This is a genomic window from Acinetobacter sp. NigerLNRRAM0016, assembly GCF_054112845.1.
This window is the reverse complement of sequence record NZ_JBSYVT010000012.1, coordinates 23,131-47,132: the sequence shown is the minus strand read 5'-3', so window position 1 is coordinate 47,132 and position 24,002 is coordinate 23,131. Positions and strand designations below refer to the sequence as shown.

The 24,002-nt window shown below is 42.4% G+C and carries 17 protein-coding genes and 1 pseudogene; 14 read left to right on the top strand and 4 right to left on the bottom strand.

Annotated features, from left to right (window positions below; genetic code table 11):
- Positions 1-6 precede the first annotated feature (6 nt).
- The gene (locus tag ACWQ4X_RS09590; RefSeq protein ID WP_457903476.1) at positions 7-930 is read left to right on the top strand and encodes a LysR family transcriptional regulator; all 924 of its coding nucleotides are present in this window, start codon (positions 7-9) and stop codon (positions 928-930) included.
- A 130-nt stretch (positions 931-1,060) separates the two neighbouring features.
- Here the strand turns inward: ACWQ4X_RS09590 and ACWQ4X_RS09585 are convergent, their stop codons facing one another.
- Positions 1,061-2,275 (bottom strand): amino acid aminotransferase, encoded by a 1,215-nt coding sequence (locus ACWQ4X_RS09585; RefSeq protein ID WP_457903475.1) that lies wholly within the window; start codon positions 2,273-2,275, stop codon positions 1,061-1,063.
- A gap of 166 nt (positions 2,276-2,441) precedes the next feature.
- Entirely contained in the window at positions 2,442-3,839 is a 1,398-nt protein-coding gene (locus ACWQ4X_RS09580) for an amino acid permease (protein ID WP_457903474.1), read from the bottom strand.
- A 493-nt stretch (positions 3,840-4,332) separates the two neighbouring features.
- On the opposite strand from ACWQ4X_RS09580, the gene fahA reads away from it, so the two are divergent.
- The 4 genes from fahA to ACWQ4X_RS09560 all read left to right on the top strand — a co-directional run bounded on the left by fahA (position 4,333) and on the right by ACWQ4X_RS09560 (position 7,841).
- Positions 4,333-5,640 carry a fumarylacetoacetase gene (gene fahA, locus ACWQ4X_RS09575; RefSeq protein WP_457903473.1) on the top strand — a complete coding sequence of 436 codons (1,308 nt, stop codon included), beginning with the start codon at positions 4,333-4,335 and terminating at the stop codon, positions 5,638-5,640.
- Positions 5,627-6,265 carry a maleylacetoacetate isomerase gene (maiA, locus tag ACWQ4X_RS09570; RefSeq protein ID WP_457903472.1) on the top strand — a complete coding sequence of 213 codons (639 nt, stop codon included), beginning with the start codon at positions 5,627-5,629 and terminating at the stop codon, positions 6,263-6,265. Before fahA ends, maiA begins: the two co-directional genes overlap by 14 nt.
- 21 nt (positions 6,266-6,286) lie before the next feature.
- A complete protein-coding gene (locus ACWQ4X_RS09565) occupies positions 6,287-6,835 on the top strand; it encodes a VOC family protein (RefSeq protein ID WP_457903471.1) in 549 nt (182 codons plus the stop codon).
- A gap of 226 nt (positions 6,836-7,061) precedes the next feature.
- Positions 7,062-7,841: an IclR family transcriptional regulator gene (locus ACWQ4X_RS09560; protein ID WP_457903470.1), complete on the top strand. Its 780-nt coding sequence runs from the start codon at positions 7,062-7,064 to the stop codon at positions 7,839-7,841.
- 119 nt (positions 7,842-7,960) lie between these two features.
- Here ACWQ4X_RS09560 and hppD read toward each other — a convergent pair whose 3' ends face one another.
- Positions 7,961-9,013, bottom strand: a complete 1,053-nt coding sequence (gene hppD / locus ACWQ4X_RS09555) for a 4-hydroxyphenylpyruvate dioxygenase (protein WP_457903469.1) — start codon at positions 9,011-9,013, stop codon at positions 7,961-7,963.
- An 890-nt stretch (positions 9,014-9,903) separates the two neighbouring features.
- Between hppD and ACWQ4X_RS09550 the strand changes: the two genes are divergently transcribed.
- The 6 genes from ACWQ4X_RS09550 (at position 9,904) to ACWQ4X_RS09525 (ending at position 15,712) form a co-directional block, all read left to right on the top strand.
- On the top strand, positions 9,904-10,548 hold the full coding sequence (locus tag ACWQ4X_RS09550; RefSeq protein WP_228151422.1) for a YitT family protein: 645 nt from the start codon (positions 9,904-9,906) through the stop codon (positions 10,546-10,548).
- 128 nt (positions 10,549-10,676) lie between these two features.
- Positions 10,677-11,168 carry an Lrp/AsnC family transcriptional regulator gene (locus ACWQ4X_RS09545; protein WP_100242039.1) on the top strand — a complete coding sequence of 164 codons (492 nt, stop codon included), beginning with the start codon at positions 10,677-10,679 and terminating at the stop codon, positions 11,166-11,168.
- Between the two features lie 168 nt (positions 11,169-11,336).
- Positions 11,337-12,926 (top strand): peptide chain release factor 3, encoded by a 1,590-nt coding sequence (locus ACWQ4X_RS09540; RefSeq protein ID WP_100242040.1) that lies wholly within the window; start codon positions 11,337-11,339, stop codon positions 12,924-12,926.
- 95 nt (positions 12,927-13,021) lie between these two features.
- Positions 13,022-13,846: a hypothetical protein gene (locus ACWQ4X_RS09535; RefSeq protein ID WP_457903468.1), complete on the top strand. Its 825-nt coding sequence runs from the start codon at positions 13,022-13,024 to the stop codon at positions 13,844-13,846.
- Between the two features lie 76 nt (positions 13,847-13,922).
- Positions 13,923-14,879 carry an RsiV family protein gene (locus tag ACWQ4X_RS09530; RefSeq protein ID WP_457903467.1) on the top strand — a complete coding sequence of 319 codons (957 nt, stop codon included), beginning with the start codon at positions 13,923-13,925 and terminating at the stop codon, positions 14,877-14,879.
- Between the two features lie 11 nt (positions 14,880-14,890).
- Entirely contained in the window at positions 14,891-15,712 is an 822-nt protein-coding gene (locus ACWQ4X_RS09525) for a TatD family hydrolase (protein ID WP_457903466.1), read from the top strand.
- A 179-nt stretch (positions 15,713-15,891) separates the two neighbouring features.
- On the opposite strand, the gene ACWQ4X_RS09520 is transcribed toward ACWQ4X_RS09525, so the two are convergent.
- Positions 15,892-16,851, bottom strand: coding sequence for an IS5 family transposase (locus ACWQ4X_RS09520; RefSeq protein WP_457903465.1), 960 nt, complete (start codon positions 16,849-16,851; stop codon positions 15,892-15,894).
- A gap of 195 nt (positions 16,852-17,046) precedes the next feature.
- On the opposite strand from ACWQ4X_RS09520, the gene ACWQ4X_RS09515 reads away from it, so the two are divergent.
- The 3 genes and pseudogenes from ACWQ4X_RS09515 (at position 17,047) to ACWQ4X_RS09505 (ending at position 23,972) form a co-directional block, all read left to right on the top strand.
- Entirely contained in the window at positions 17,047-19,686 is a 2,640-nt protein-coding gene (locus tag ACWQ4X_RS09515; protein WP_457903464.1) for an ESPR-type extended signal peptide-containing protein, read from the top strand.
- Positions 19,674-19,745: pseudogene (locus tag ACWQ4X_RS09510) on the top strand (hypothetical protein); the annotation flags it as partial. The gene ACWQ4X_RS09515 and the pseudogene ACWQ4X_RS09510, both read left to right, overlap by 13 nt.
- Before the next feature lie 150 nt (positions 19,746-19,895).
- Positions 19,896-23,972: a YadA-like family protein gene (locus tag ACWQ4X_RS09505; RefSeq protein ID WP_457903463.1), complete on the top strand. Its 4,077-nt coding sequence runs from the start codon at positions 19,896-19,898 to the stop codon at positions 23,970-23,972.
- The last annotated feature ends 30 nt before the right edge of the window (positions 23,973-24,002 follow it).

Here is a 24,002-nt window from a genome sequence, read left to right as displayed (position 1 = left end):
ATAATCATGAACTCAGATACGGAATTGGCATTTTTTTGCTTACTAATAAAACAAGGAAGTTTGGTTGCTACAGCACGTGAATTAAATTTAACACCACCCGCAGTGTCGCGGCGTTTGACGCAAATGGAAGATCGGCTGGGCGTGCGTTTGCTGAATCGAACTACGAGACGGATTAGCTTGACGCATGAAGGGGAAATTTATTATGAAAATGCGCTGCGGATTTTAAAAGAAATCGAAGATATGGAGCGCCGTGTGTCTAGTACTCGTTTTGCTCCTAAAGGTCTGCTACGGGTGAATGCGCCTTTGGGCTTTGGACGCTCTTATATTGCGCCTGCAATTTCGGATTTTGCCAAAATTTTCCCAGAAGTTGAGGTGCAATTGCAGTTGAGTGATCGTCCTGTCAATCTTCCTGATGAAGCGACGGATGTGGTGATTCGTTTTGGTGAAATTCCAGATTCACGTTTAATTGCACAGAAATTGGCAGCGAATCGACGCTTATTGTGTGCTTCACCGCTGTATTTAAAAAGTGTCGGGATTCCAGTAATGCCACATGATTTGACTGCGCATCAATGTATTGTGATTCGACAGAATGAAGCCGCTTATGGTAATTGGCGCTTAAATTTGGGTGAGCAGGTTGAAACCATTAAGGTACATGGCAATTTGAGCACCAATGATGGTGAAGTTGCCCTAAACTGGGCTTTAGATGGGCAAGGAATTTTGATGCGAGCGGAATGGGATGTTGCCAAATATTTGCGCAGTGGACGTTTAGTTCAAGTTTTAGAGCAGTTCAGCACTCCGCCCGCAGATGTGTATGCTGTCTATTTGGCACGCTTGCAAGATTCTCCACGGGTGGCGTATTTTTTAAATCACCTCAAAGACTATCTGGCAAAACACGTGGATAATTTGGTACAACACCGAACGCTGAATTGAACTCTGAATTGAACTCTGAAATGCTGATTGGTCTTTTAAAAATAAGTGCGTAATTGCAATTTAGGGAAATTTAAAACGTAAAAAAACCAAGACTGTTCATTTGAACAATCTTGGTTTTTGAAACTAAAGATTAAGCTTGAGCAGGTGCTTTTGCTAAAACCTCAGCCATTGCTTTGGCAACCACATAAACGTTGTTCATGTTTAAGCCTGCTACACAAATACGACCACTACGCACCAAGTAAATTGCATAATCTTCACGTAAAGTATCGACTTGTTCACCAGTTAAGCCTGTGTAGCTAAACATGCCTTTTTGTTCAACCAAGTAGTTGAAGTCACGGTCAGGCAGTGCTTTGGTGAGTTCATCTTTCAAAATACGACGCATTTTAATAATACGTTCACGCATTTCTTTCACTTCATTTTGCCATTGTTGATTTAATGCTGAGTCATTCAAGACTTGGTCAACCAACCATGCACCTGTTGTAGGCGAGCTAGAGTAGATACGACGTACAGTCGCTTTTAACTGACCAAAAGTGCATTGTGCAGATGCAGCATCATCACATACGAAGGTCAAACCACCGACACGCTCACCGTACAGAGAGAAAATCTTAGAGAATGAGTTGCTGACAATGAAGTTTAAGCCCGCTTGGTCAAGTGCACGAATCGCATAAGCATCTTGTTCCATACCTTCACCAAAACCTTGGTAGGCGATGTCTAAGAATGGAATCAGTTGACGTGCTTTTAATACTGCAATTACTTTATCCCATTGTGCAGGGGTTAAATCTGCACCTGTTGGGTTGTGACAGCAAGGATGTAATAACACCACGCTTTGCTCAGGCAATTGTTGTAAGCAAGACAACATGCCATCAAAATCTACACCACGAGTTTCAGCATCGAAGTATGGGTAGAAATGAGTTTTTAAGCCTGCGCCATTGAAAATGGCTACATGGTTATCCCAAGTTGGCTGGCTTACCCAAACTTCAGAATTTGGGAAGTAATTTTTTAAAAAGTCTGCACCAACTTTTAGCGCACCCGAACCACCTAAAGTTTGGATGGTCACAGCACGACCACTTTGTACTGCTGGGCTATTTTCACCGAACAACAAGGCTTGAATGGCATCACGGTAAGGTTTGAAACCTTCCATTGGTAAATATAATTTGGTTTTGCTTTGTTGTGGCTCAAGACGCTTTTGCGCTTCCATGATTGTTTCAAGCTGAGGCACAATACTGTCTTCGTTGTAGTAAAGACCAATACTTAAATTTACTTTACCTTCACGTGGATCGGTATTGAACTGTTCCATAAGCGACAAAATTGGGTCGCCTGCATAAGGAGGGATATGTTGAAACATGAAAAAATCCTTGATTGTTGCAGCTAGGGTCAAACTGTTCGCGCTTCACATCGCCCAGTTATCAATGCTGATAACTTAAGCCGATTCGCATGGGTTTTGCAAGACCAGATTCATGCTAGGCGAGTCTGGTCTTATATGGGGGAGGACAGGGTTTTATTCAATAGCCTTATTTAAAAGAACTATCGGTATTCAGAATTAAATTGGCTTCCGCAGCTTTGTGTTTACGTTGCTTCATCCAATACGCCAAACTTAAGCAGCCGACCCACGCAGGAATCATATACACCGCAATGCGCATGTCCGGGGTTAGGCTCATAATCACCAGAATACCCAGCATAAAGGCAATACACAGATAATTGGTGAAGGGATAAGCCAAGCTTGGGAACAAGGTGCTTTGTTGTTGCTGTTGCATGCTTTGACGGAATTTTAAATGCGTGATTGAAATCACCACCCAGTTAATTACAATTGCAGCGACCACCAACATCATCAGTAAACCAAAGGCTTTTTCTGGGAATACATAATTCAGCAAGACGCACAGCGCAGTCACCAATGCTGAAATGAGGACCGCATTCACAGGGATACCGCGAGCATTAATTTTCTTTAAGAGTTGTGGTGCATTGCCTTGTTCTGCCAAGCCAAGCAACATACGGCTGCTGCAATAGCTGGTGCCGTTATAGACCGACACCGCTGCGGTTAAAATCACAAAGTTTAAAGCTGTTGCGACACCATGGCTGTCTAACGAAGCAAACACCATCACAAATGGGCTGCCGCCTTGTGCCATTTGATTCCATGGGAATAAGGCTAAAAGTACAACTAAGGTGAAGATATAGAAAATCAAAATGCGGTAAATAATCTGATTGACGGCTTTGGGTAAGGTTTGCTGCGGGTCGCGTGCTTCTGCTGCGGTAATCCCAAACAGTTCAATACCGCCAAAGGCAAAGACAATTGCTGCCATGGCCATGACCAAGCCACTGACGCCATTCGGGAAGAAACCACCCAGTGCCCAAAGGTTGCTGATGGCAGCTTGAGAGCCTGCGCTGCCCGTTGCCAGCAAATAAGAGCCAAAACCAATCATTGCAACAATGGCAAGAATTTTGATAATCGAAAACCAAAACTCCATTTCGCCAAACAGTTTCACGTGGAGCAAGTTAATGACATTAATCAAAATAAAGAAGCCGAGTGCCGACATCCACGTCGGAATTTCAGGCCACCAGTATTGTACATACAGTCCGACGGCACTCAGTTCAGCCATGCAGACCAAAACATTCAGCACCCAATAATTCCAGCCAGACATGAAGCCAGCAAAGCGCCCCCAATACTTATTGGCAAAATAACTGAAAGAACCACTCACAGGTTCTTGTACCACCATTTCGCCCAGTTGGCGCATCATAAAAAACGCGATTAAACCGGCAATTGCATAGCCAAGAATGACTGACGGACCTGCAAGTTTGATGGATTGAGAAATACCGAGGAATAGACCCGTACCGATTGCACCGCCTAGGGCAATCAGCTGGATATGACGGTTGGATAAACCGTGCTTGAGCTGACCGTGATCATTGTGTGACATATGATTCTTCTCATCCTTGTCGTGTAATTATTTCCTAATAAATTACGTATATCATAAATTGATTAAAAAATAATATACAAGTGAAACGCCGAATTATTTTTTATTTCCCTTAAAAATAAAAAACTTAGACGCAATTTTGTATGCAGTGCTTACTGTTCAGCATCCATTCTTTCGCAGAAATGCACCAAATATGGGCGTTTATTGTAGCGAGTTCATCGCGGTTTTCTAGCCAATGGTGCTGCTTTAAACAGCACTTGAGTCGCATGGGCTAAGAGCTTGAAAGTGCAATTAATGAATAAAATTATGAATAAAGTAATTAAATTATATATTGCGTAATTTTATAAACTCAGTATGATGAAATGAAGTTGAGCCGATTGTCGCGGTGAAGTGGGTGAAAATTTTAAGTTAATCTCATGATTTTTATTCAATAAGTTTAATTTTATCCGCACAGTGAAGCGCAGAATATCGAGAAAATAACAAGGATGGCACTATCATGAATTCGCAATTGAGCTGTTTTATTCCTGTTCCAGCCGATTCAGATTTCACTATTCATAATTTGCCTTATGGCATTTTTAGTCGCACTCAGGATGGCGAGCGACGTGTTGGTGTGGCGATTGGTGAGTGGATTTTAGATTTGGCAGCTTTGGAGCAGGCAGGTGTTTTACGCCTGAGTGAGCATGAGCATTACTTTAATCAACCTAGTCTGAATAAATTTATCGCATCGGGTTCAAGCAACTGGCACAAAGTGCGTCGAGAGTTACAACAACTTTTGGCACTGGATAATCCTCGCTTGCAGAATGATGCCGATTTGCAGCAACAGGTGCTCTATAAACAGCAAGATGCCATCATGCATTTACCTGTACAAATTTCAGGTTATACCGATTTTTACTCTTCTAAAGAACATGCCACCAATGTCGGCTGTATGTTCCGCGATCCTAAAAATGCCTTATTGCCAAATTGGAGCGAGCTACCTGTTGGTTATAACGGGCGAGCCAGTTCAGTGGTGGTGAGTGGAACAGAGATTGTTCGTCCATCTGGTCAAATCAAATTGCCTGAACATGAGCGTCCAGTTTTTTCCGCGACACGTAAGCTGGATTTTGAATTGGAAACGGCTTTTATTGTCGGTCAACCAAGTCGCTTAGGTCAGCCGATTCATATTGATGATGCTGAAGCACATATCTTTGGCATGGTGCTGTTGAATGACTGGTCGGCACGCGATATTCAGCAATGGGAATATGTACCTTTAGGTCCGTTTAATGCCAAAACTTTTGCCAGTGCCATTTCGCCGTGGGTCGTGACCATGCAGGCCTTGCAACCGTTCAAAGTGCAGGGTCCCGTGCAAGAGCCACGTCCTTTAGCTTATTTACAGGAAAGTGCAGAAAGCAGTTATGACATTCAGCTTTCGGTAGAAATTCAAGCTGCACAAAGTACCAGTGCAGATGTGATTTGCCAGACCAACTTTAAATATATGTACTGGTCGATGGCACAGCAGTTGGCGCATCACACCATTGCAGGCTGTAATGTCAATGTCGGTGATTTGATGGGTTCGGGGACGATTTCGGGTTCAAGCAAAGATTCTTACGGTAGCTTGTTGGAACTCACTTGGAATACCACTGCACCTTTAACTCTAGCCAATGGCGAACAGCGTGGTTTCTTAGAGGATGGCGATACCGTCATTATGAAAGGTCATGCCGAAAAAGATGGGATGCGTGTTGGTTTTGGTGAAGTTCGAAATACCATTTTACCCGCTTTAAGTTTTGACTTTGCCGAAGCAGAGCAGGCACAGCATGAAACTGTATAGCTATTTTCGCAGCTCGGCGGCGTTTCGTGTTCGCATTGCCCTGAACTTGAAAGGCTTGAGTTATGACACCCAAGCGGTGCATTTGCTGAAACAGGGTGGTGAACAGCATTTGGCAGCGTATGCAGCACTTAATCCGAGTGAGTTGCTACCGACTTTATTGGATCAGCAATATGTCCTGATCCAATCGATGAGCATTCTGGAATATCTAGAAGAAGCTTATCCGAAGACAGCTTTGTTGCCTCAGGACCTGCATCAACGCGCTCAGGTGCGTGCTTTTGCCCAGCATATTGCTTGTGAAATTCATCCACTGAATAACTTAAGAGTGTTGCAGTATTTGGAGCAGACGCTTGCAGTGAGCAACAGCGAGAAAACGGCATGGTATCAACACTGGATTAAGCTGGGCTTTCAAAGCCTAGAGCAACAATTACAGCAATCGAATGGACAGTACTGTTTTGCTGAGCAGCCGACTTTTGCCGATTGTTGCCTGATTCCACAAGTGTATAACGCTAAACGTTTTCAAATTGATTTAACGGAATATCCAAAAATCCAGTCGATTTATACGCACTGTATGCAGTTGGCAGCATTTCATCAGGCTGCACCTGAACAACAAGCCGATTGGGAATAAAACAGAAAAAGGAGTTTGATTATGAGTTTTGCAATTAAAAAAATACATCATGTGGCTTACCGTTGTAAGGATGCCAAAGAAACGGTGCAATGGTACAAAACCATGTTGAATATGGATTTTATTTTGGCCTTTGCTGAAGATCATGTGCCATCGACCAAAGCCTTTGATCCCTATATGCACTTATTTTTGGATGCAGGTCAGGGCAATGTTTTAGCCTTCTTTGAATTGCCAACGCAGCCTGAAATGGGACGCGATGAAAATACCCCAGCTTGGGTACAGCACATTGCCTTTGAAGTGGAAGACTTGGCAGCGTTACTGGCAGCCAAAGAACATCTGGAAGCACATGGCGTGAAAGTGCTCGGCATTACCAATCACGGCATTTTCCATTCGATTTATTTCTTCGATCCAAATGGTCACCGTCTAGAGCTGACCTATAACGATGTGTATGCCGATGAAAAAATTGCGCGCATTACCGAAGAAATGAAGCTGGAAATGCTGGATGAATGGAGCAAGACCAAACGTGCGCCACAGCATACTCACTTTTTACATGAGGAAGAGTTAGGTGCTTAAAGCACGGTTCTGACTTTTTGGTTTTACCCTTGACTGCATTTTTGACCGAGTGCAGTTTTTTTTTTGCCGCGAGATTTGCCTGATGACCGTCGCGCATAAAAGTCCGTTAAAAGATGAGTTCAGTTTTTGCTAAATCTCAGGCATGATGTCACGGACCAATTTGTCCTTGTGTCGTCACACAAAAGCAAAGAAATGATTGAGAAAATGACCTTTAAAGAGCACATCAATGGTTGAAGAAAAGTTATCGGGTGGGGTGCAATCGCTTGAAGTCGGTTTGGCGGTGTTAAATGCGCTGCTCGAGCATAATCAACCGATTATTCTGAAAGATCTCTCGCACAAGCTGGAGATGCATCCAGCCAAAGTCCATCGCTATCTGGTGAGCCTGATTCGTATGAATTACGCCAAACAACTGAATGATGGACAATATGCACTGGGCGATCAGGCGTGGCGTTTAGGTCTTAACTGTATTCAGCATACCGATGCCTTGCAGCAAGTGCAGTCGATGATTTATGCCTTGCAAGCCAAGATTGGGTGCAGCATTCAAATCAGTAAATGGTCACCGCGAGGGCCGTTGGTGGTGCAGTCGCTTGAATCTAATCATCCCATTGCGATTGTAACCAAAGTCGGTTCGATCATGCCGTTGGTCAACTCAGCTTCGGGACGGGTCTTTGCGTCGTATTTACCTGAAACCGTGATTCGTCCCTTAATGCAGGCAGAGTGGGATAAAGCGGCGACTTTAGGTCTGGCACTGAAACCTGCCAACTGGGATGAATTTAGCCAGTTAAAACAGCAGATTCGTACGGAGCAAATGGCTTTGGCGAAAGGGGATTTGCTGGTCGGTATCAATGCCGTGGGTTTACCCGTTTTTAATGCACAAGGTCAGATCGAGTTTTCTGTGGTCGCGATTGATAGCGAAACCTTTTTGCCACTGCATGTAGGCAGTGAAAAAGTACAGTTATTGCAGCATGAAGTGGCTGCCATGAATCAGTTTATTCAAGCCCGTTAACATGGCTGGTGTGATCGATTAAAAAAGGCGACTGAATTCAGTCGCCTTTTTTGTGTACGATGCCGGCTTAAATGGGTTCGCCTGCTTCGTTCACTGGTGTTGCTGTTTAAACCAGTGGCTTAAACTTGCAGTACGCCACGACGGATTTGATCGCGTTCGATGGATTCAAACAGGGCCTTGAAATTGCCTTCACCAAAGCCATCATCGGCTTTACGTTGAATAAATTCGAAGAACACAGGTCCCAGCATATTTTGCGAGAAGATTTGCAGGAGCAGTTTCTTCTCGCCATTTTGGGTAGAACCATCCAGCAAAATACCACGTTGTTGCAGTTCTTCCGTCGGTTCACCGTGATTTGGTAAACGCTCGGGCAACATTTCATAATAGGTATTTGGCGGCGGGGTCATAAACTTCATGCCGAGGCTTTTGAGTTTGTCCCAAGTCCCAATCAAATCATCAGTGATAAAGGCAATGTGTTGAATGCCTTCGCCATTAAAGTCCGCCAAGAACTCGGCAATTTGCCCATTGCCTTTGTCCGAGTCTTCATTTAATGGAATACGAATTTTGCCATCTGGGGCAGTCAAAGCCTTCGAGGTCAATCCTGTGTATTCACCCTTAATATCGAAGTAACGGATTTCTTGGAAATTGAAGATTTTTTCATAGAAATTTGCCCAATATTCCATGCGACCTTTGTAGACGTTATGGGTCAAATGGTCAATTTCATTTAAACCTGTCCCGACAGGGTGGCGGTCGACGCCTTCAATAAACTCGAAATCATTTTCATAGATGTCACGGTCAACTAGGAAGATTGGCATCCCCCCAATCCCTTTGATGGCTGGGATATTCAGCTCCATTGGACCGACTTTGCTATACATCGGTTCCGCACCCAATTCTAGCGCTTTGGTAAAAGCCTTGGCGGCATTGCGAGTTTTAAAGCCCATGGCACAGGCAGAAGGACCATGTTCTTTAAAGAAATAAGAGGCATAAGATTCAGGCTGGTAATTCAAAATAATATTGATATTGCCCTGACGCCATAAGTATGCATTTTTGGATTTATGCTTTGCGACTTTGCTGAAACCAATGGTTTCAAAAATTGGATCAAGCTCATTTTCCTTGGCTACAAACTCAATAAATGCAAATCCGCATAATTCTAATGGGTTTTCTAAAATATCCATCTTATTTCCCTCTTGTCGTGAATTGACGAGTCCAATGTTCAGGGTGTTTTTTTTGATGTGAAGAACAGCCAGTGTTCGGCTCAAAGATCTTGACTGAGGTGCATGGATCCCATGACCGAGTTCAACTTCCTGTTACACATCCTGTGTGACGTTTTACGACTGTAGCAAGGTATACCGCAGGCTCAGATACTGTATGACTGACGATGGTGTTACGGTGCTGGTTTCGCTGCTTGTGATATTCCTTTTCACATGTCTTCACATGTCGTTGTTTTGCTTGTGCTGTATATGCATCAAAAAGGTGCATTAAGGCAGACTTTATGTTGAGAACAGCTTACTCAATCCAATTAAATTATGCAATACATAATTTAATTATGTTATTTGTAATTTTGTTTTGCGGTATGGAGATACTCGCATGGCATCATCTTCGATATGAAGTAAGATGCTGATCCTCTGGTAAAGTTAAAATAGATAAATAAAAACAATAGCTTGAATTGTTTTCTTGATTTCACCTATTTCAATCCTTCGTAGAGGCATCGTCCTGTTTGATTCGAATACATGACAGCAAAACCGTTGTGCCTCGTTTAATTAAAGCAGATTATGCGTAATTGTATAATCGATAAACACCAAAATATGCAACAAAATTGTGCATAAAATTATTAAATGCACCATTATGTGTATTAAAAATCAAATAATGCATGATATGTGCTTATTTCTCGTTAAGCAAAACCTGCGGATTTAACGCTAATTTGTAGAAAATTGTGTCCATATAAGAATGTAAATGGCTGGATTTAATGAAATAAAAAATCTTTAGAAGTTTAAATATGCATATTTATTTTATATTGGTACGTAATTTGCATTAAAATTGCGTATTGTATGTCTTGGATTTTCTTATGGACAACCAACCTTTATCAAATCCTGCCGTTTTGGCATCTCTCCCAGCCCCAATGTCACATTCCAAAGTAGAAGACGTGGTGGCACTCTTTATTGGGACGTTCCTGTTGTCCTTTGCGATTAATATCATCCAGCAGGGTGGCATTATGACTGGCGGTACAGCGGGTTTAGCCTTGTTATTGCATTATGTGTTTCACGTGTCTTTCGGCACTTTGTTCTTCTGTATCAATATTCCATTTTTCTATTTGGCGTATAAAAAGATGGGCTTGCAATTGGTGCTGAAAACCGTTGCTGCGATTGGTTTGGTGTCATTCTTTGCTGAACTCAATCCGAGCTTTTTTAGTCTGGAAAATATTAACCCGATTTATGCCTCATTGATTGCCAATATTATTTTGGGCGTCAGCTTTTTAATTTTGTTCCGTCATAAGTCGAGTATGGGTGGGATCAATTTATTGGCGATGTTCATGAATGAGAAATATGGCATTTCTGTGGGTAAGTTCCAGATGTTTGTGGATATCAGCATTCTGATTGCATCTGCGTTCTTCGTCGATTTCAATTTGTTGATGATTTCGATTATGGGTGCGGTGGTGTTGAATATGATTATTGCCATGAACCATCGTAAAGATCGTTACGTCGCGTCTTAATTGCTGTTTTTAAGGGAGAGTTGGGCAAACCAGATTGGATTTGTTTTTCTCTCCCTGTTTCTATAAAGTAGTTTGCAGTGAAAAATACGATTTTTCAGTAGTTTGATAACAAGATTCTGGGATAGATGATGAGCGATGAACTGGACGATTACGATCGTAAAATTATTCAGCAATTACAGCAAAATGGTCGTTTAACCAATCAAGAGCTGGCAGAGTTGATCGGTCTTTCGGCTTCACAATGCTCACGCCGTCGTGCCACGCTGGAACAAAAAAAGATTATCACGGGCTACTATGCGCAAATTGCCTTGAAAGCCGATCCATCGCCAATTACGGGCATGATCGAGGTCAGCATTCGTAATCACTATGATGATGGTTTTGAGAAATTCTTGGAATTTATTCTGGATGAGCCGCGCATTCGTGATGCCTATAAGCTCACAGGTACCTCGGACTTTTTGCTGAAAGTGGCAGTCAAGAATCTGGATGAAATGTCGCAACTGATCAGTAAAATTTCATCGCATCAATTCCAGATCAACGACATCACCACCTCGATTGTGCTGGAAAAACTCAAAGAAAACTCGATTGTATTGTCCAATCCTGCATCCAATAGCGAAGCGCTTTAACTGACTTGCTGGGTTTTGTCTGATTTCAGTCAAAACCATTCAGCATGAAATACATAGAAGAAAAACGATTCTTACGCTACAATTGAGCCTATTTTTGTCTCACCTGACAGTGTTATGTCGCGTGTCATTTGCGCGAGCATCGCTGTGTACAAATTGCAGATTTCCTCCATGTTCAAAGATCAATTATTGAAAGAAGTTCAGGCACGCCGAACCTTCGCGATTATTTCCCACCCCGATGCGGGTAAAACCACCATGACAGAAAAACTGCTGTTATGGGGTAAAGCCATTCAGGTGGCGGGTATGGTAAAAAGCCGTAAATCGGACCGTGCTGCGACCTCGGACTGGATGGAAATGGAAAAAGAACGTGGTATCTCCATTACTACGTCTGTGATGCAGTTTCCGTATAAAGATAAGATGATCAATCTTCTGGACACCCCAGGACACGAAGATTTCTCGGAAGATACCTATCGTACCTTAACCGCGGTCGACTCTGCACTCATGGTGATTGACGGTGCAAAAGGGGTCGAGGACCGTACCATCAAATTGATGGAAGTCTGTCGTATGCGCGACACGCCGATCATTTCATTTGTGAACAAAATGGACCGTGAAATCCGTGAGCCTTTAGAGCTGCTGGATGAAATTGAAAGCGTTCTTAAAATTAAATGTGTTCCTTTGACTTGGCCGCTGGGTACAGGTCGTGACTTCGCAGGGGTATTTAACCTGATCGAAGAAAAATTCTATGTTTATAAAGCAGGTTTCGGTTCAACCATTACCGAGATTGAAGTGCGTGACGGTTATGACCATGCTGACCTACGTGAAAAAGTCGGTGAGTTGGCTTGGGCAGCCTTTGAAGAATCTTTAGAACTGGTACAAATGGCGAATGAACCGTTGGACCGTGAAGAATTCTTGGCTGGTCGTCAAACCCCGGTATTGTTTGGTACTGCTCTCGGTAACTTTGGTGTTGATCATGTACTGGATGCCTTTAGCAACTATGCGCCTGAACCGAAAGCACACCCGACTCAAGACCGTAAGGTGGAAGCGACTGAAGAAGGTTTCACTGGCTTTGTCTTTAAGATTCAAGCCAATATGGATCCGAAACACCGTGACCGTATTGCCTTTATGCGTATTTGTTCAGGCAAATATGAAAAAGGTCTGAAAATGAAACACGTCCGTTTGGATAAAGACGTGCGTATTAGCGATGCATTGACCTTCCTTGCGGGCGAGCGTGAGCATTTGGAAGAAGCGTGGCCAGGTGACATCATTGGTTTACATAACCACGGCACCATTCAAATTGGCGATACCTTTACTTCGGGTGAAAAACTGCAATTCACAGGCATTCCACATTTCGCACCTGAAATGTTCCGCCGTGTACGTTTAAAAGATCCGTTGAAGTCAAAGCAGTTGCAAAAAGGCTTGAAAGAGTTGTCTGAAGAAGGCGCAACGCAAGTCTTTATGCCACAAAACAGTAATGACCTGATTGTAGGGGCGGTCGGTGTACTTCAGTTTGAAGTGGTCGCGTTCCGCTTGAAAGAAGAATACAAGGTCGATTGTATTTATGAGCCTGTCAGCATCAATACTGTGCGTTGGGTATCTTGTGATGATGACAAGAAATTCAATGAATTTAAGAAAAAAGCACATGACCAATTGTCTGTCGATGGTGGTGGGCATTTAACTTATCTTGCACCAAGCCGAGTGAATTTACAGCTCATGCAAGAACGTTATCCTGACATTGTGTTCCGCAATACCCGCGAACACTAAAGTCAGCCAGACAGCCTCTTTCAGGAGGCTGTTTTTACATGGTATTTCATTGAATTGGTGACCTTGCATCTGAGGCAGCCTAGCGTGTGGTCGAAATGAAGAACAACAACATTATTCAAATTACTGTTTTGGTGTTGGCAGGATTAGCGGTGTCAGCGTGTGATTCTTCCAAACAGTCACAAGATCAGCAGAACAGTGATTCAGCTTCTATTTTTAAACAGGACAAAGCTGAAGTTTTGCCTTATCTGCACATTCAGCAGCAACCCGCTAAAATTGCCTTACCTTTTTGTGAAACCAAAAATTGTATTGATATCGATATTCAAACCTTAGTCACTCAAGATCAGTGGCTCAATGATTGGATGGCGAAAACTCAAGCCATGGTGATTCAAGATCAAATTGGTTTAAAGCAGAACATGAGCTTGCAGCAAGCTGTGAATGCTTATGTGAAAAAGTCGGATGATTGGCAGGCGAAGTATTCTAAAAATCCTGCCTATCAGTTGTCCTTGTATACCCGTATTGCCTATCAGCGCAATGAATACGTGCTGTTGCAAGTGGGGGTCGATAGCAAGCAAGAAGATGTGAAAGTCAATGAGCGCTATTATTTTGCTGTTGCAGATCGCAAGAAGCAGCAAGGCGTCACGCTACTTGACATTATCGAGCCAAAGCAGCAAGTTTATATGAATGAATTGGTGCAAAAAGCCTATCAGGATTGGTTAAGGCAACAAACGCCAGAAGCGCGACAAAAAGCGCCGAAGAAATTGTATTGGGGACAGGCCGATTGGTTCTTTGACAGTGAAGGCATTGGTTTGCATTACCGCAGTTTGCAAATTGTGGATGAGGGTAAGCAGCTAGATATTTACCTGACCAAGGCGCAAACCCAGCAAGTTGTAAAAGCGGATATTTACCAGACCATGTTTTAGTTGATGTAAATTTTTAGTTGCTGTGAATGCAGTGTGGCTGTAGGTCGATTGAAAAATGACAATAGGTTTGAATCAAATGACAAAAAATAAAATGCTTGGCGCGGTCAGCATCGTCACGGTAGCTGTGCTACTCAGTGCATGTCAGCCTAAAAAAGTAGAATCGGAACAGCCTGAAACGGCAGCTTCATCGGCATTAGAACAACAGCAAGCTCAGCAATTGATTGGAGATTCGGAAAAACTTGCGCTGAATTTGCCCGAGTGTGATGATAAAAACTGTCCAGAAATGACCATTGAACGCCTGAGCAGTAATCAGCCGTTTATTGACGCCTATATTGATGCGGAAATTCTGAAACAGGTCGAGCAAATTTTAGCTATTTCTCCTGAGTTAAGTGATGCTGAGGCTGCATCGACTGCGAAAGCCTCGGAAGTCGCCGCATCGCAAGCCGTAGTTCAAGCCGCAACGGTGAAGCAACAGCTTGAGCAACAATTACAACCCTATACCCAAACCTTCTTAAAGTTAGATCAAGAGATCAAAGCACTCAGTTCCAATCATAAAATTAGTGTGATGATTAAGCCGACCATTCTGAATGCCAAAGGACCTTTGGTCACGGTGGTCTTGAATACCAGCAGTTACTTGGGCGGTGCACACGGTTCATCGTCACAGCAATACTATAATTTCGATTTAGAAAAACAAAAGCTGGTGAAATTGGATGAGGTGCTGGCACCAAATCAGTTGGCTGCGCTGGAAAACCAAGCCCATGAAGCGTTTAAAACGTGGGTGATTGAATCCAAACTGGCGAACGACGTGTCGGAATATGAACAGGCTTGGAAATTTAAACTCAGCGATAATTATTATTTGAGCCAGCAGGGCTTAATTTTGCAGTATGGCGAATATGAAATTGGCCCGTATGTGGTGGGTTTACCACGCTTGACCATTCCCTATGATCAATTGCAAACCATCCTGAAAAAACAGTATTTACCTGAATTTGTCACTGAGGCCGCTGCAAGCGCTGCCAGTGCGCCGAGCCAGTAATCGGGTGCTGCATGCTGCCGCGTTTATTTGATACGCATACCCATTTTGATGTTCCTGATTTTGATTCAGATCGGGAACAGTTGGCGTATCAGGCAAAAGCAGCAGGAGTGGAGGCATTGGTACTCATTGGTTTTGTGGCTTCACGCTTTGCAGATTTGCTGCATACCCAACAGTTTGTGAATGGTTTGTCACAGGCACCGCAGGCTTACCTTGCTCCCGGCTTGCATCCTTTTTATATCGAACAACATCAACCTGAACATTTACTCCAGCTTGAACAATTGTTGCAGCAACAGGACTGCGTTGCAGTGGGAGAAATTGGGCTAGATACCTTTTTGCCTGAACATAAACAACCCGAAATATTTGCCAAACAGCAGGATTATTTTCAGCAGCAATTGGAACTGGCGCGGCAATATCAAAAACCAGTTTTATTGCATATTCGCAAAGCACATGCCGAAAGCATTGCCCTATTAAAACAGCAAAAATTTCAATTGGGTGGGATTGCTCATGCATTTAGCGGTGGGGTAGAAGAAGCCAAGGCACTGATCAAGCTCGGTTTTAAAATTGGCGTGACTGGACAAATTACCAATCCCAATGCGAAAAAACTGCATCGAGTGGTACAGGAAATCGCGGCTGAACATTTGGTGCTGGAAACCGATTGCCCCGATATGACACCGCTGTGTTGCCAAGTTTCAAACCTAGAACGAACCCGTAATACCCCTGTGAATTTACCTTATGTGTTAGCGGGTCTGGTACAAAGTTTACAGTGCGATGAGGAAACCTTAGCAGAACAACTCTGGCACAATACCCAGCAGTGTTTACGACTGGACAATTAAAATAAAGTCGTAGGGAAATTACTAATCCACAACATTAAACCAGATGATTTGACCTACATTATAAAAAGAACAATGGAATAAAAATAGCCATGCAAGCCGGAGGACACACCTATGGCAAAGTATAGTCAAATCAATAGCTTCAATGCCTTACAATCTTTCAGCATCGGTTCAAAAACCTATCAGATTTTTAGTTTGGCGCAAGCCCAGCCACAACAGGGTGATCTGTCCCAACTGCCTAAGTCCGTAAATTTATTTAATACTGCCACACGTGCATGAATCTCATTGACTTGGCTTTGAAAGTTTCTCGCACTGAGTTTATCCCCTAATAATTTGATGCAATGCATCTTGGTTTCAACCAAACTTCGCCGATGATAGCCTGGCCATTTCTTCCAAATAGTTCTTCCCAAACGCTTAACTGTTCGAAGCAACTCGTTGCGTTCTAGCGAGCTCATCTTTTTATCTTTCCAAGGCTTCGCATTTTTTCTTGGTGGAATCACTGCTTGTGCTTGCCGATCCGCAATGGCCTGTCGGCACTGCTTGGTATCATAAGCTCCATCGGTATATACGGAATGCAGTTGTTCATCTTGTGGAATCTGATCAAGTAAATCACTAAGCACCTGTGAATCACTCACATTGTTGGTTGTGAGTTGAACTGCGCGTATTTGTAGGGTTTTAGCATCAATACCAATATGTAATTTACGCCATTGTCGACGATATTCAGGCTGATGTTTTTTACGCTTCCATTCACCTTCACCTAAAAACTTCAAGCCCGTGGAATCGACGAGTAGGTGCAGCCCATTACAACTCTTTTCATAACTAATTTGAATATCAATATGCTTTTGTCTTCTACAAATGGTGGAATAATCTGGAGCTGTCCAATCTAGACCGCACAGATGAATGAGACTTTGAACAAAGCCAGTGACCATACGTAAAGACAAACGAAAGAGAGATTTAATCATTAGACAGCATTGAATGGCTGCATCAGAATAGGTTTGATTTCGACCTTGTTTACTTTTTGGTTGAGCATACCATTGAGTCTTGGGATCAAACCAAATGGCAATATTTCCACGATTAATGAGTGCTCGGTTATATGAAGACCAATTGGTTGTACGATAAATCTTAGGTGTAGGCTTATTCATTTGAAAATTATATTGTGGAATAAGCCTTTAGAGATAGGTTTGTGCAACAAAGCCCTTTTAATCAGTGAATTTGATTTTGTTTGTTGATGTGTATTTTTGTTAATAATTGTGAGAGATGAAGATTCGTTGTGTATTTTATTTTAATAAAAATGCGTTTCTAAAACATAGAACATCTAATAAATTGAGGGAGAAGTGATGAATAAGATTTATAAATTGTTATGGAGTACTACATTAGGAGCATGGATTGTAGTTTCTGAAACAGCAAAAGGTCAAAAAAAGTCTTCGACCAAAACGGTCATTAAAACTTCAGCTCTAGTTTTATCAATTTTATATGCAGGAACGTCTCAAGCTGCTGATGAGACTGTTGATGGGAATCTGACTGTAACTCAGACGGTAACTGCTGAAGGGAACATTTCTTCGACTACAGGGGATGTTATTGCCAATGGGGTGTCTTTAACTACATTAAATAATCAAGTAAACGATTCTACGACAGGTTTAGCGACAAAAGCCTCTCAAACTGATTTGGATACTTTAAATGATCAAGTAAACGACCCTACTACAGGCTTAGCAACAAAAGCCTCTCAAGCTGATTTGGATACTTTAAATGATCAAGTAAACGATCCTACTACAGGCTTGGCAACAAAAGCCTCTCAAACTGATTTAGATACATTAGATAGTCAGGTGAATGATGCCACTACAGGTTTAGCAACAAAAGCATCCCAATCTGATCTTATACAAACGCAAACTGATTTAAACGCATTGACAAACCAAACTTGGAACTTGCAAACCAATGGTGGAGGAGACACAGCTGTTAAATCCACAGATGCTATAAACTTTATAAATGGCAAGAATGTTACAGTGACGAATTCGGGAACAGAAATTACGATCGGTACAGTAGATAATCCCGAATTTACCTCTGTCAAAATTGGCGATACAACAAATAATACAACATTGACGAGCACTGCAAACGGATTGGATCTTGGAGGAGACAAGCTTACTAATATTGCAGATGGCGATATTGCAACAGGTTCTTCTGATGCTGTAACAGGTGGGCAGATTAATGATTTACTATTCGAAAGTGGTGAGGGTGTAAAATATTTTCATACAAACTCAACCCTCGATGATTCAGAGGCAGTAGGCATAGATTCGGTTGCGATTGGTCCAGTTGCAAAATCGCTTGGAGAGTCGTCTATAGCTGTTGGATATTTATCTAATGCTACAGGGGCGAATAGTATTGCTGTAGGCGATACTGCTAATGCATTAAATGATGCTTCTATTGCATTTGGTAAAGAAGCGAATGCGCTAGGTAAGAATTCAACATCGATTGGTAATGGTGGGCAAAGTCGAGTTATTACACCCACATATAATGTCTCGGGTACTCAGATTATTGCAATTAATGGTATAGCTGTGACGGCTACGGGAACAGATGTTTCCACAATCACGGAGATTAATGGAGTTCCTGTTTCACCGGCTCAAGTTACACAATTTATCACTGCCATGGGAAATGGCGCAAACATGTCGGTTGGAGATCAAAGTGTTTCTCTTGGTGCTTCTACTGTAGCAGGTGGTACTTCTAGTGTTGCAGTGGGAAATGCCGCATTGGCTACAGGAACCAATTCGACTGCAATCGGTAATGGGGCAAATGCAACAGGTGATAATTCTAATGCAATGGGGGTTCTTGCATCAGCATCTGATAACTCAAACGCCATTGGTAATTCAGCATCTGCAAATGGTTCTTCAAGTAATGCTATTGGTAATAAAGCTATTGCTGGTGGTGCTAGTGCTATTGCATTAGGGAATGGAGCACATGCGAGTGTAGCAAATGGTGTTTCAATAGGAAATGATGCTGGAGTTGGTTCAGTTAATTCAGGCACTTTTGACCGTAATGGGCATATCGCAATTGGTGCTGATTCAGGACAAAATATTAGTGGTAATCAATCTATAGCTATTGGTGTAGGTTCTGGAAGTAATGCAACCGTAAATACAGGAAGTTCAGATTACAATATTGCTTTGGGTTCGAAGGCAGGGGCAAATCTGATAGGCAATCAGAATATTTCAATTGGTCTTAATAGTAATAATGCCATAAGCTCTGAAAATGCCGTGGCAATTGGCTCATCAACAGTAGCAGGTTCAAGAAGTGTGGCAATTGGTTCGAGGGCTGTTTCTTCGCTAGGAGGTGTGGCATTGGGGGCTGATTCGCAAGTAAATGGTACTGATGGCGTGGCATTAGGTACTGATAGTCAAGCTACTCAAGATGATGTCGCTTTGGGTGCTGGAAGTACGGCTAATAGTAATTCTCTTGGAAGTGGCTATATTACGAATGTTTCAGCTGGAGCAGGTGGGTATAATATTATTTCAGTTGGTAATGCGCTTGAACAGCGTAGGATTACCAACGTTGCAGATGGTTCCGATTTGCAAGATGCAGTCACAGTTAATCAAATAAAAGCGTTGCAGAATGATATTATTCGCGTAACGGGGGCGACGGATTCGGATGGAAACCCCGCGAGTATAGGGAGTGACGGTACCTTACCTTTAATACAAGTTAATCTTTTAGATCCAGATACTGGTGATACAAGTAAGCTCGCAACCACGATTCAAGATGCTTTTGATTTATTGGGGACAGGGCAAATTGGCGGTATCGTGCCAGATGCAGTTCTATATAACTCAGATAAGACAGTAATAAATTTAGTGGGAACTGATGGAACCATTATCCGCAATGTGAAGGCGGATGCAAATGACCCAACATCAGCTGTCAATTTAGCCCAGTTAAAAGCAGCTGTTGTAGAGGGGGGCCTCAATACTTTTCGGTTAATACGACGGATATCAATAATATAAACAATACAGGTGCAAATGGTGAAAACTCTATAGCCATTGGCCCTAGTGCAGGTACAGCTACTGTTGCACCAAACAGTATTGCTCTTGGTAATAGTGTAATTGCAAGCAGAGAGCAAGCAATTGCAATTGGTTCAAATACAGGAGCTATTGGTATTTCATCAATTTCGATAGGCGATTCAACGATTGCAAATGGTGTAAATAATATTGCATTGGGCAAAAGTGCTCAAAGCAAAGGTGAAGATAGTGTAGTTATTGGAAATAGCGCTGAAGCAGACGGGACGAACGTAGATTATGCGGTTGTGATTGGTAGTGAGGCGGAAGTTAATACAGCTAATCAAGGAATCGCGATAGGCCGCCAAGCACTTTCACAAGGCGATAATGCCACTGCAATAGGATATCAGTCTAAAGCGAATGGTGCTCAGGGTGTTGCATTAGGTCGGTTTGCTAATGCAAGTGCAGAAGATAGTATGGCCTATGGTGATAATGCTCAAGCTTCTGGTGTTAGTTCAACATCTATAGGGTCGGATGCAAATAGTACAGAACAAGATGGTTTGGCTATAGGAACACAAGCAAAAAGCTTGGCAGCAAAAGCAACAGCGATTGGTCAAAATTCCGAAAGTGCGGGCGGTAATTCAATCGCTATAGGTGTGAGTAGTGTTAGCCGCGCTGATGATGCTACTGCGATAGGCAATAATGCGACTTCGAACGGTGTTAATGCCATAGCTTTAGGGAAGCAGTCAAATGCGAATGCATTGAATTCAATTGCTATCGGTACGGGTTCAACGGCACTTCAAGAAGATACTGTGGCTATTGGTAATAGTGCTTCAGTAACAGCCCAAGGAGCATCTGTATTTGGTAAGTCAGCCACAGCCTCCCATGAAAATGCTGTGGTTCTCGGTAACAAATCAGTCTCAGCTGCTTATGTGGCAACAACATCAACCGTCATCAATGATAAAACTTATAACTTTGCAGGAACTCCGGTCACTTCATCGAGTGTGAGTGTGGGAGATGTTGGGTCTGAAAGAACTATTGTTAATGTTGCTGCGGGGCGTATCAGTAGCACTAGTACAGATGCAATCAATGGCAGTCAACTGTACCAAACCAATCAGGCTATTGATGATTTGGCAGACACTGCACTGAGTTTTGCAGGTGATAGTGGCACCGCAGTTGATCGTAAACTTGGTGAGCAATTGAATGTTACTGGTGGTGCTACAGGAGTGCTTACCGATGGAAATATTGGTGTAGTGGCTGATGGTACAGATACCTTACAGCTTAAATTGGCAAAAGATGTAAACCTTACAGCACAAGGAAGTTTAACTGTTGGAACAACTAAAGTAACCGATGGTCAGGTTGAAATTAAAGATACTGCCAATAATAGTAATGTTAGTACCTCTACTCAGACCGTCATTACAGCAGGTACAAATACTAATACGAGCAATGCTAGTAGCGTTAACTTAAAAAATGCGACAAATAATGTATTGTTAAGTGGTACAACGGGCACGTTGACTGGGTTAACTAACAAGACACTAACCACAGCTGATTTTGCAACTGTCGGTCGTGCAGCAACAGAAGAACAGCTTCAATTAGTCAATGATACGGCACAAAATGCGATCAAGGGTTGGAATTTAACAACCAATAAAGACAGTGCTAGCAGCACAAATATTGCACCAGATGAGACTGTTGATTTTTCAAATAGTGATAGTAATTTGGTTATTAGCAATACTGGCGCAGATCTGGATTTGAAACTGGCTGAAGTAGTGAATGTGGGAGGGCTTCCTGGGGGGGCAACTATTGCAATTAACGGAAAAAATGGCACGATTACAGGTTTGACCAATACTACATTTGATCCTATAAATTATGTTGTTGGGCGTGCTGCGACAGAAGATCAGTTGGCTACGCCACTTACTTTTGTGGGAGATAATGCAGGGGTTAATGTTGATAGAAGATTAGGTCAGAGCTTAAGTATAGTTGGTGGTGAGTCTATTGGCACGAATCTGACTGATAATAATATTGGCGTGGTCGCAGATAGTACGGATAATAAACTGACTATCAAACTTGCCAAAGATATTAAGCTCGACAGTGTTAATGCTGGGGGTACAGTCATTGATAGCAAAGGTTTAACCTTTGTGAATTCAAGTGGCGGGGCAGTCCCAAATTCACCGAGTGTAACTGCTACGGGAATTAATGCAGGAACAAATAAAATTACTAATGTTGCTGCGGGTGATATTAGTGATAGTTCCATGGATGCAGTAAATGGTAGTCAAATTAAGCAGATTATCGATACTGGATTTACTGTTAGTACAAATGGAGATACAGCATCTAAAGACACTATTGCTTTAGGTGAAAATGTTGATTTCAGTGCGACTGATGCGAACATAAAAGTTACAAATACAGGCAACAACGGCATAACATTTGGGTTGGAGTCAGTCGTGAACATTGGACCTGCCTCAGGTGGTAATCCTGTAACTATAAATGGCAACACCGGAGATATAACGGGGTTAACAAATAAAACAACGACAAGTGCTGATTTTGCAACAGTAGGCCGTGCGGCCACTGAAGAACAACTCAAAGACATGCAAAATGGTTTAAGTGATGCTGGATTTGCTTTAACAGCCGAGGATGGTAATACAGTCACTAAGAAATTAGGTGAAAATATTGATGTGATTGGTGCGGATAGTAATATTAGTACCAAAGTCTCAGGCGGAAAAGTTCAGGTTGAATTATCTAAAAATATTGATCTGACTTCAGCAGGGAGCTTAACTGTAGGTAAAAGTGAAATTACTGATGGGAACGTTGAATTAAAAGATGGTAATAAAACCAATACCAGTACCGTAGACGGCACACTCGTGAGTGATGGAACAAATAACAGTTTGATTGGTGCTGGAAATATTAGCCTCAGCAATGGCATTTCTCAAACTCAAATAGGCCCAACGCAGATTATTGTGGGAGGTGCTAATTCAATCACTGTGAATGGTTCTACGGGAACCATTGGTGGTTTAACCAATAAAACTTTTGATCCGAATAATTTTGTCAGTGGGCAGGCTGCGACAGAGGATCAACTTAAATTGGTAAGCGACGCTGTACAGAATGTCAATAAAGGCTGGAACTTAACCACAAATGGAAAAAATAGTAGTCAAGTAGAGTCTGAAGATACTGTTGATTTTGCTAATAAAGATGGAAACATCAATATTAATAACAGTGGAAATAATGTCACTGTGGAGTTAGCTAAAGATATTAATGTCGATAGTGTAACAACGGGTGATACTGTGGTGAACTCAGATGGTCTTACCATTGCAGGTGGACCAAGTGTCACAAAAAATGGCATTGATGCAGCAGGGAATAAAGTGACCAATGTTGCAGAAGGAAGCATTGCGCAGAACAGTAAGGATGCTGTTAATGGGAGTCAGATACATGACATTATTGGCGATGGGGCATTCGAAGGCGGAGATGGTAATACCATTGTGAATATTGGTGGAACGGGAGCAACCAATATTAATGATGCAATTAGTTCGATTAACCAAAAAGCAGGACAACACTCTACCGTTATTTCAGGAAAAAATATAACAGTCTCTGAGACTACTAATAGCGCAGGCGGTAAAGAATATCAAGTTGCTACCGCTGATGATGTGACGTTTAATTCTGTTACCTCTAATACGGTCACAGCTAATACAGTCACAGCTAATACAGTCACAGCTAATACAGTCAAAGTTGGCGATGTAGTCATTGACCAGAATGGGATTAATGCAGGTAATAAAAAAATTACGAATGTAGCCGCAGGCGAAGTTTCAAGCACTTCTAAAGATGCAGTCAACGGTTCACAATTAAATGCTTCCAATCAATATATTACAGCTTCATTGGGTGGTGGTGCGAAATATGAAAACGGGCAATTCACAGCACCAACCTATAATGTAAATAATGGAACGTACAACAATGTTGGAGATGCATTAGGTGCACTCAATCAAGCAGATATAGATTTAGGCAATAGAGTTACAAATTTAGGAGATCGTATAGAGCAGATATTCTACGATACCAATGTGCGAATAGATGATGTAGAGAAAAAAGCCAATGCCGGTATTGCTGCCGCTATGGCAATGGAAGGTGCACCATTTGTAGCAGGAAAATTCACTTATGCTGCTGGAGCTGCATACCACGGTGGGGAAAATGCAGTTGGTATGACATTGCGTAAAACAGCTGATAATGGGCGTTGGTCATTTACTGGAGGGGTTGCAGCTGCATCACAAGGGGATCCTAGTTTACGGATAGGAGTGAGTGGTGTGATTGATTAACCCTGTATGCCAAAAACAACCATAGTTCAG

Coding starts and splice junctions, on each gene's coding strand:
- ACWQ4X_RS09590 (WP_457903476.1), top strand. CDS start 7: ATGAACTCAGATACGGAATTGGCATTTTTTTGCTTACTAATAAAACAA.
- ACWQ4X_RS09585 (WP_457903475.1), bottom strand. CDS start 2,275: ATGTTTCAACATATCCCTCCTTATGCAGGCGACCCAATTTTGTCGCTT.
- ACWQ4X_RS09580 (WP_457903474.1), bottom strand. CDS start 3,839: ATGTCACACAATGATCACGGTCAGCTCAAGCACGGTTTATCCAACCGT.
- fahA (WP_457903473.1), top strand. CDS start 4,333: ATGAATTCGCAATTGAGCTGTTTTATTCCTGTTCCAGCCGATTCAGAT.
- maiA (WP_457903472.1), top strand. CDS start 5,627: ATGAAACTGTATAGCTATTTTCGCAGCTCGGCGGCGTTTCGTGTTCGC.
- ACWQ4X_RS09565 (WP_457903471.1), top strand. CDS start 6,287: ATGAGTTTTGCAATTAAAAAAATACATCATGTGGCTTACCGTTGTAAG.
- ACWQ4X_RS09560 (WP_457903470.1), top strand. CDS start 7,062: ATGGTTGAAGAAAAGTTATCGGGTGGGGTGCAATCGCTTGAAGTCGGT.
- hppD (WP_457903469.1), bottom strand. CDS start 9,013: ATGGATATTTTAGAAAACCCATTAGAATTATGCGGATTTGCATTTATT.
- ACWQ4X_RS09550 (WP_228151422.1), top strand. CDS start 9,904: ATGGACAACCAACCTTTATCAAATCCTGCCGTTTTGGCATCTCTCCCA.
- ACWQ4X_RS09545 (WP_100242039.1), top strand. CDS start 10,677: ATGAGCGATGAACTGGACGATTACGATCGTAAAATTATTCAGCAATTA.
- ACWQ4X_RS09540 (WP_100242040.1), top strand. CDS start 11,337: ATGTTCAAAGATCAATTATTGAAAGAAGTTCAGGCACGCCGAACCTTC.
- ACWQ4X_RS09535 (WP_457903468.1), top strand. CDS start 13,022: ATGAAGAACAACAACATTATTCAAATTACTGTTTTGGTGTTGGCAGGA.
- ACWQ4X_RS09530 (WP_457903467.1), top strand. CDS start 13,923: ATGACAAAAAATAAAATGCTTGGCGCGGTCAGCATCGTCACGGTAGCT.
- ACWQ4X_RS09525 (WP_457903466.1), top strand. CDS start 14,891: ATGCTGCCGCGTTTATTTGATACGCATACCCATTTTGATGTTCCTGAT.
- ACWQ4X_RS09520 (WP_457903465.1), bottom strand. CDS start 16,851: ATGAATAAGCCTACACCTAAGATTTATCGTACAACCAATTGGTCTTCA.
- ACWQ4X_RS09515 (WP_457903464.1), top strand. CDS start 17,047: ATGAATAAGATTTATAAATTGTTATGGAGTACTACATTAGGAGCATGG.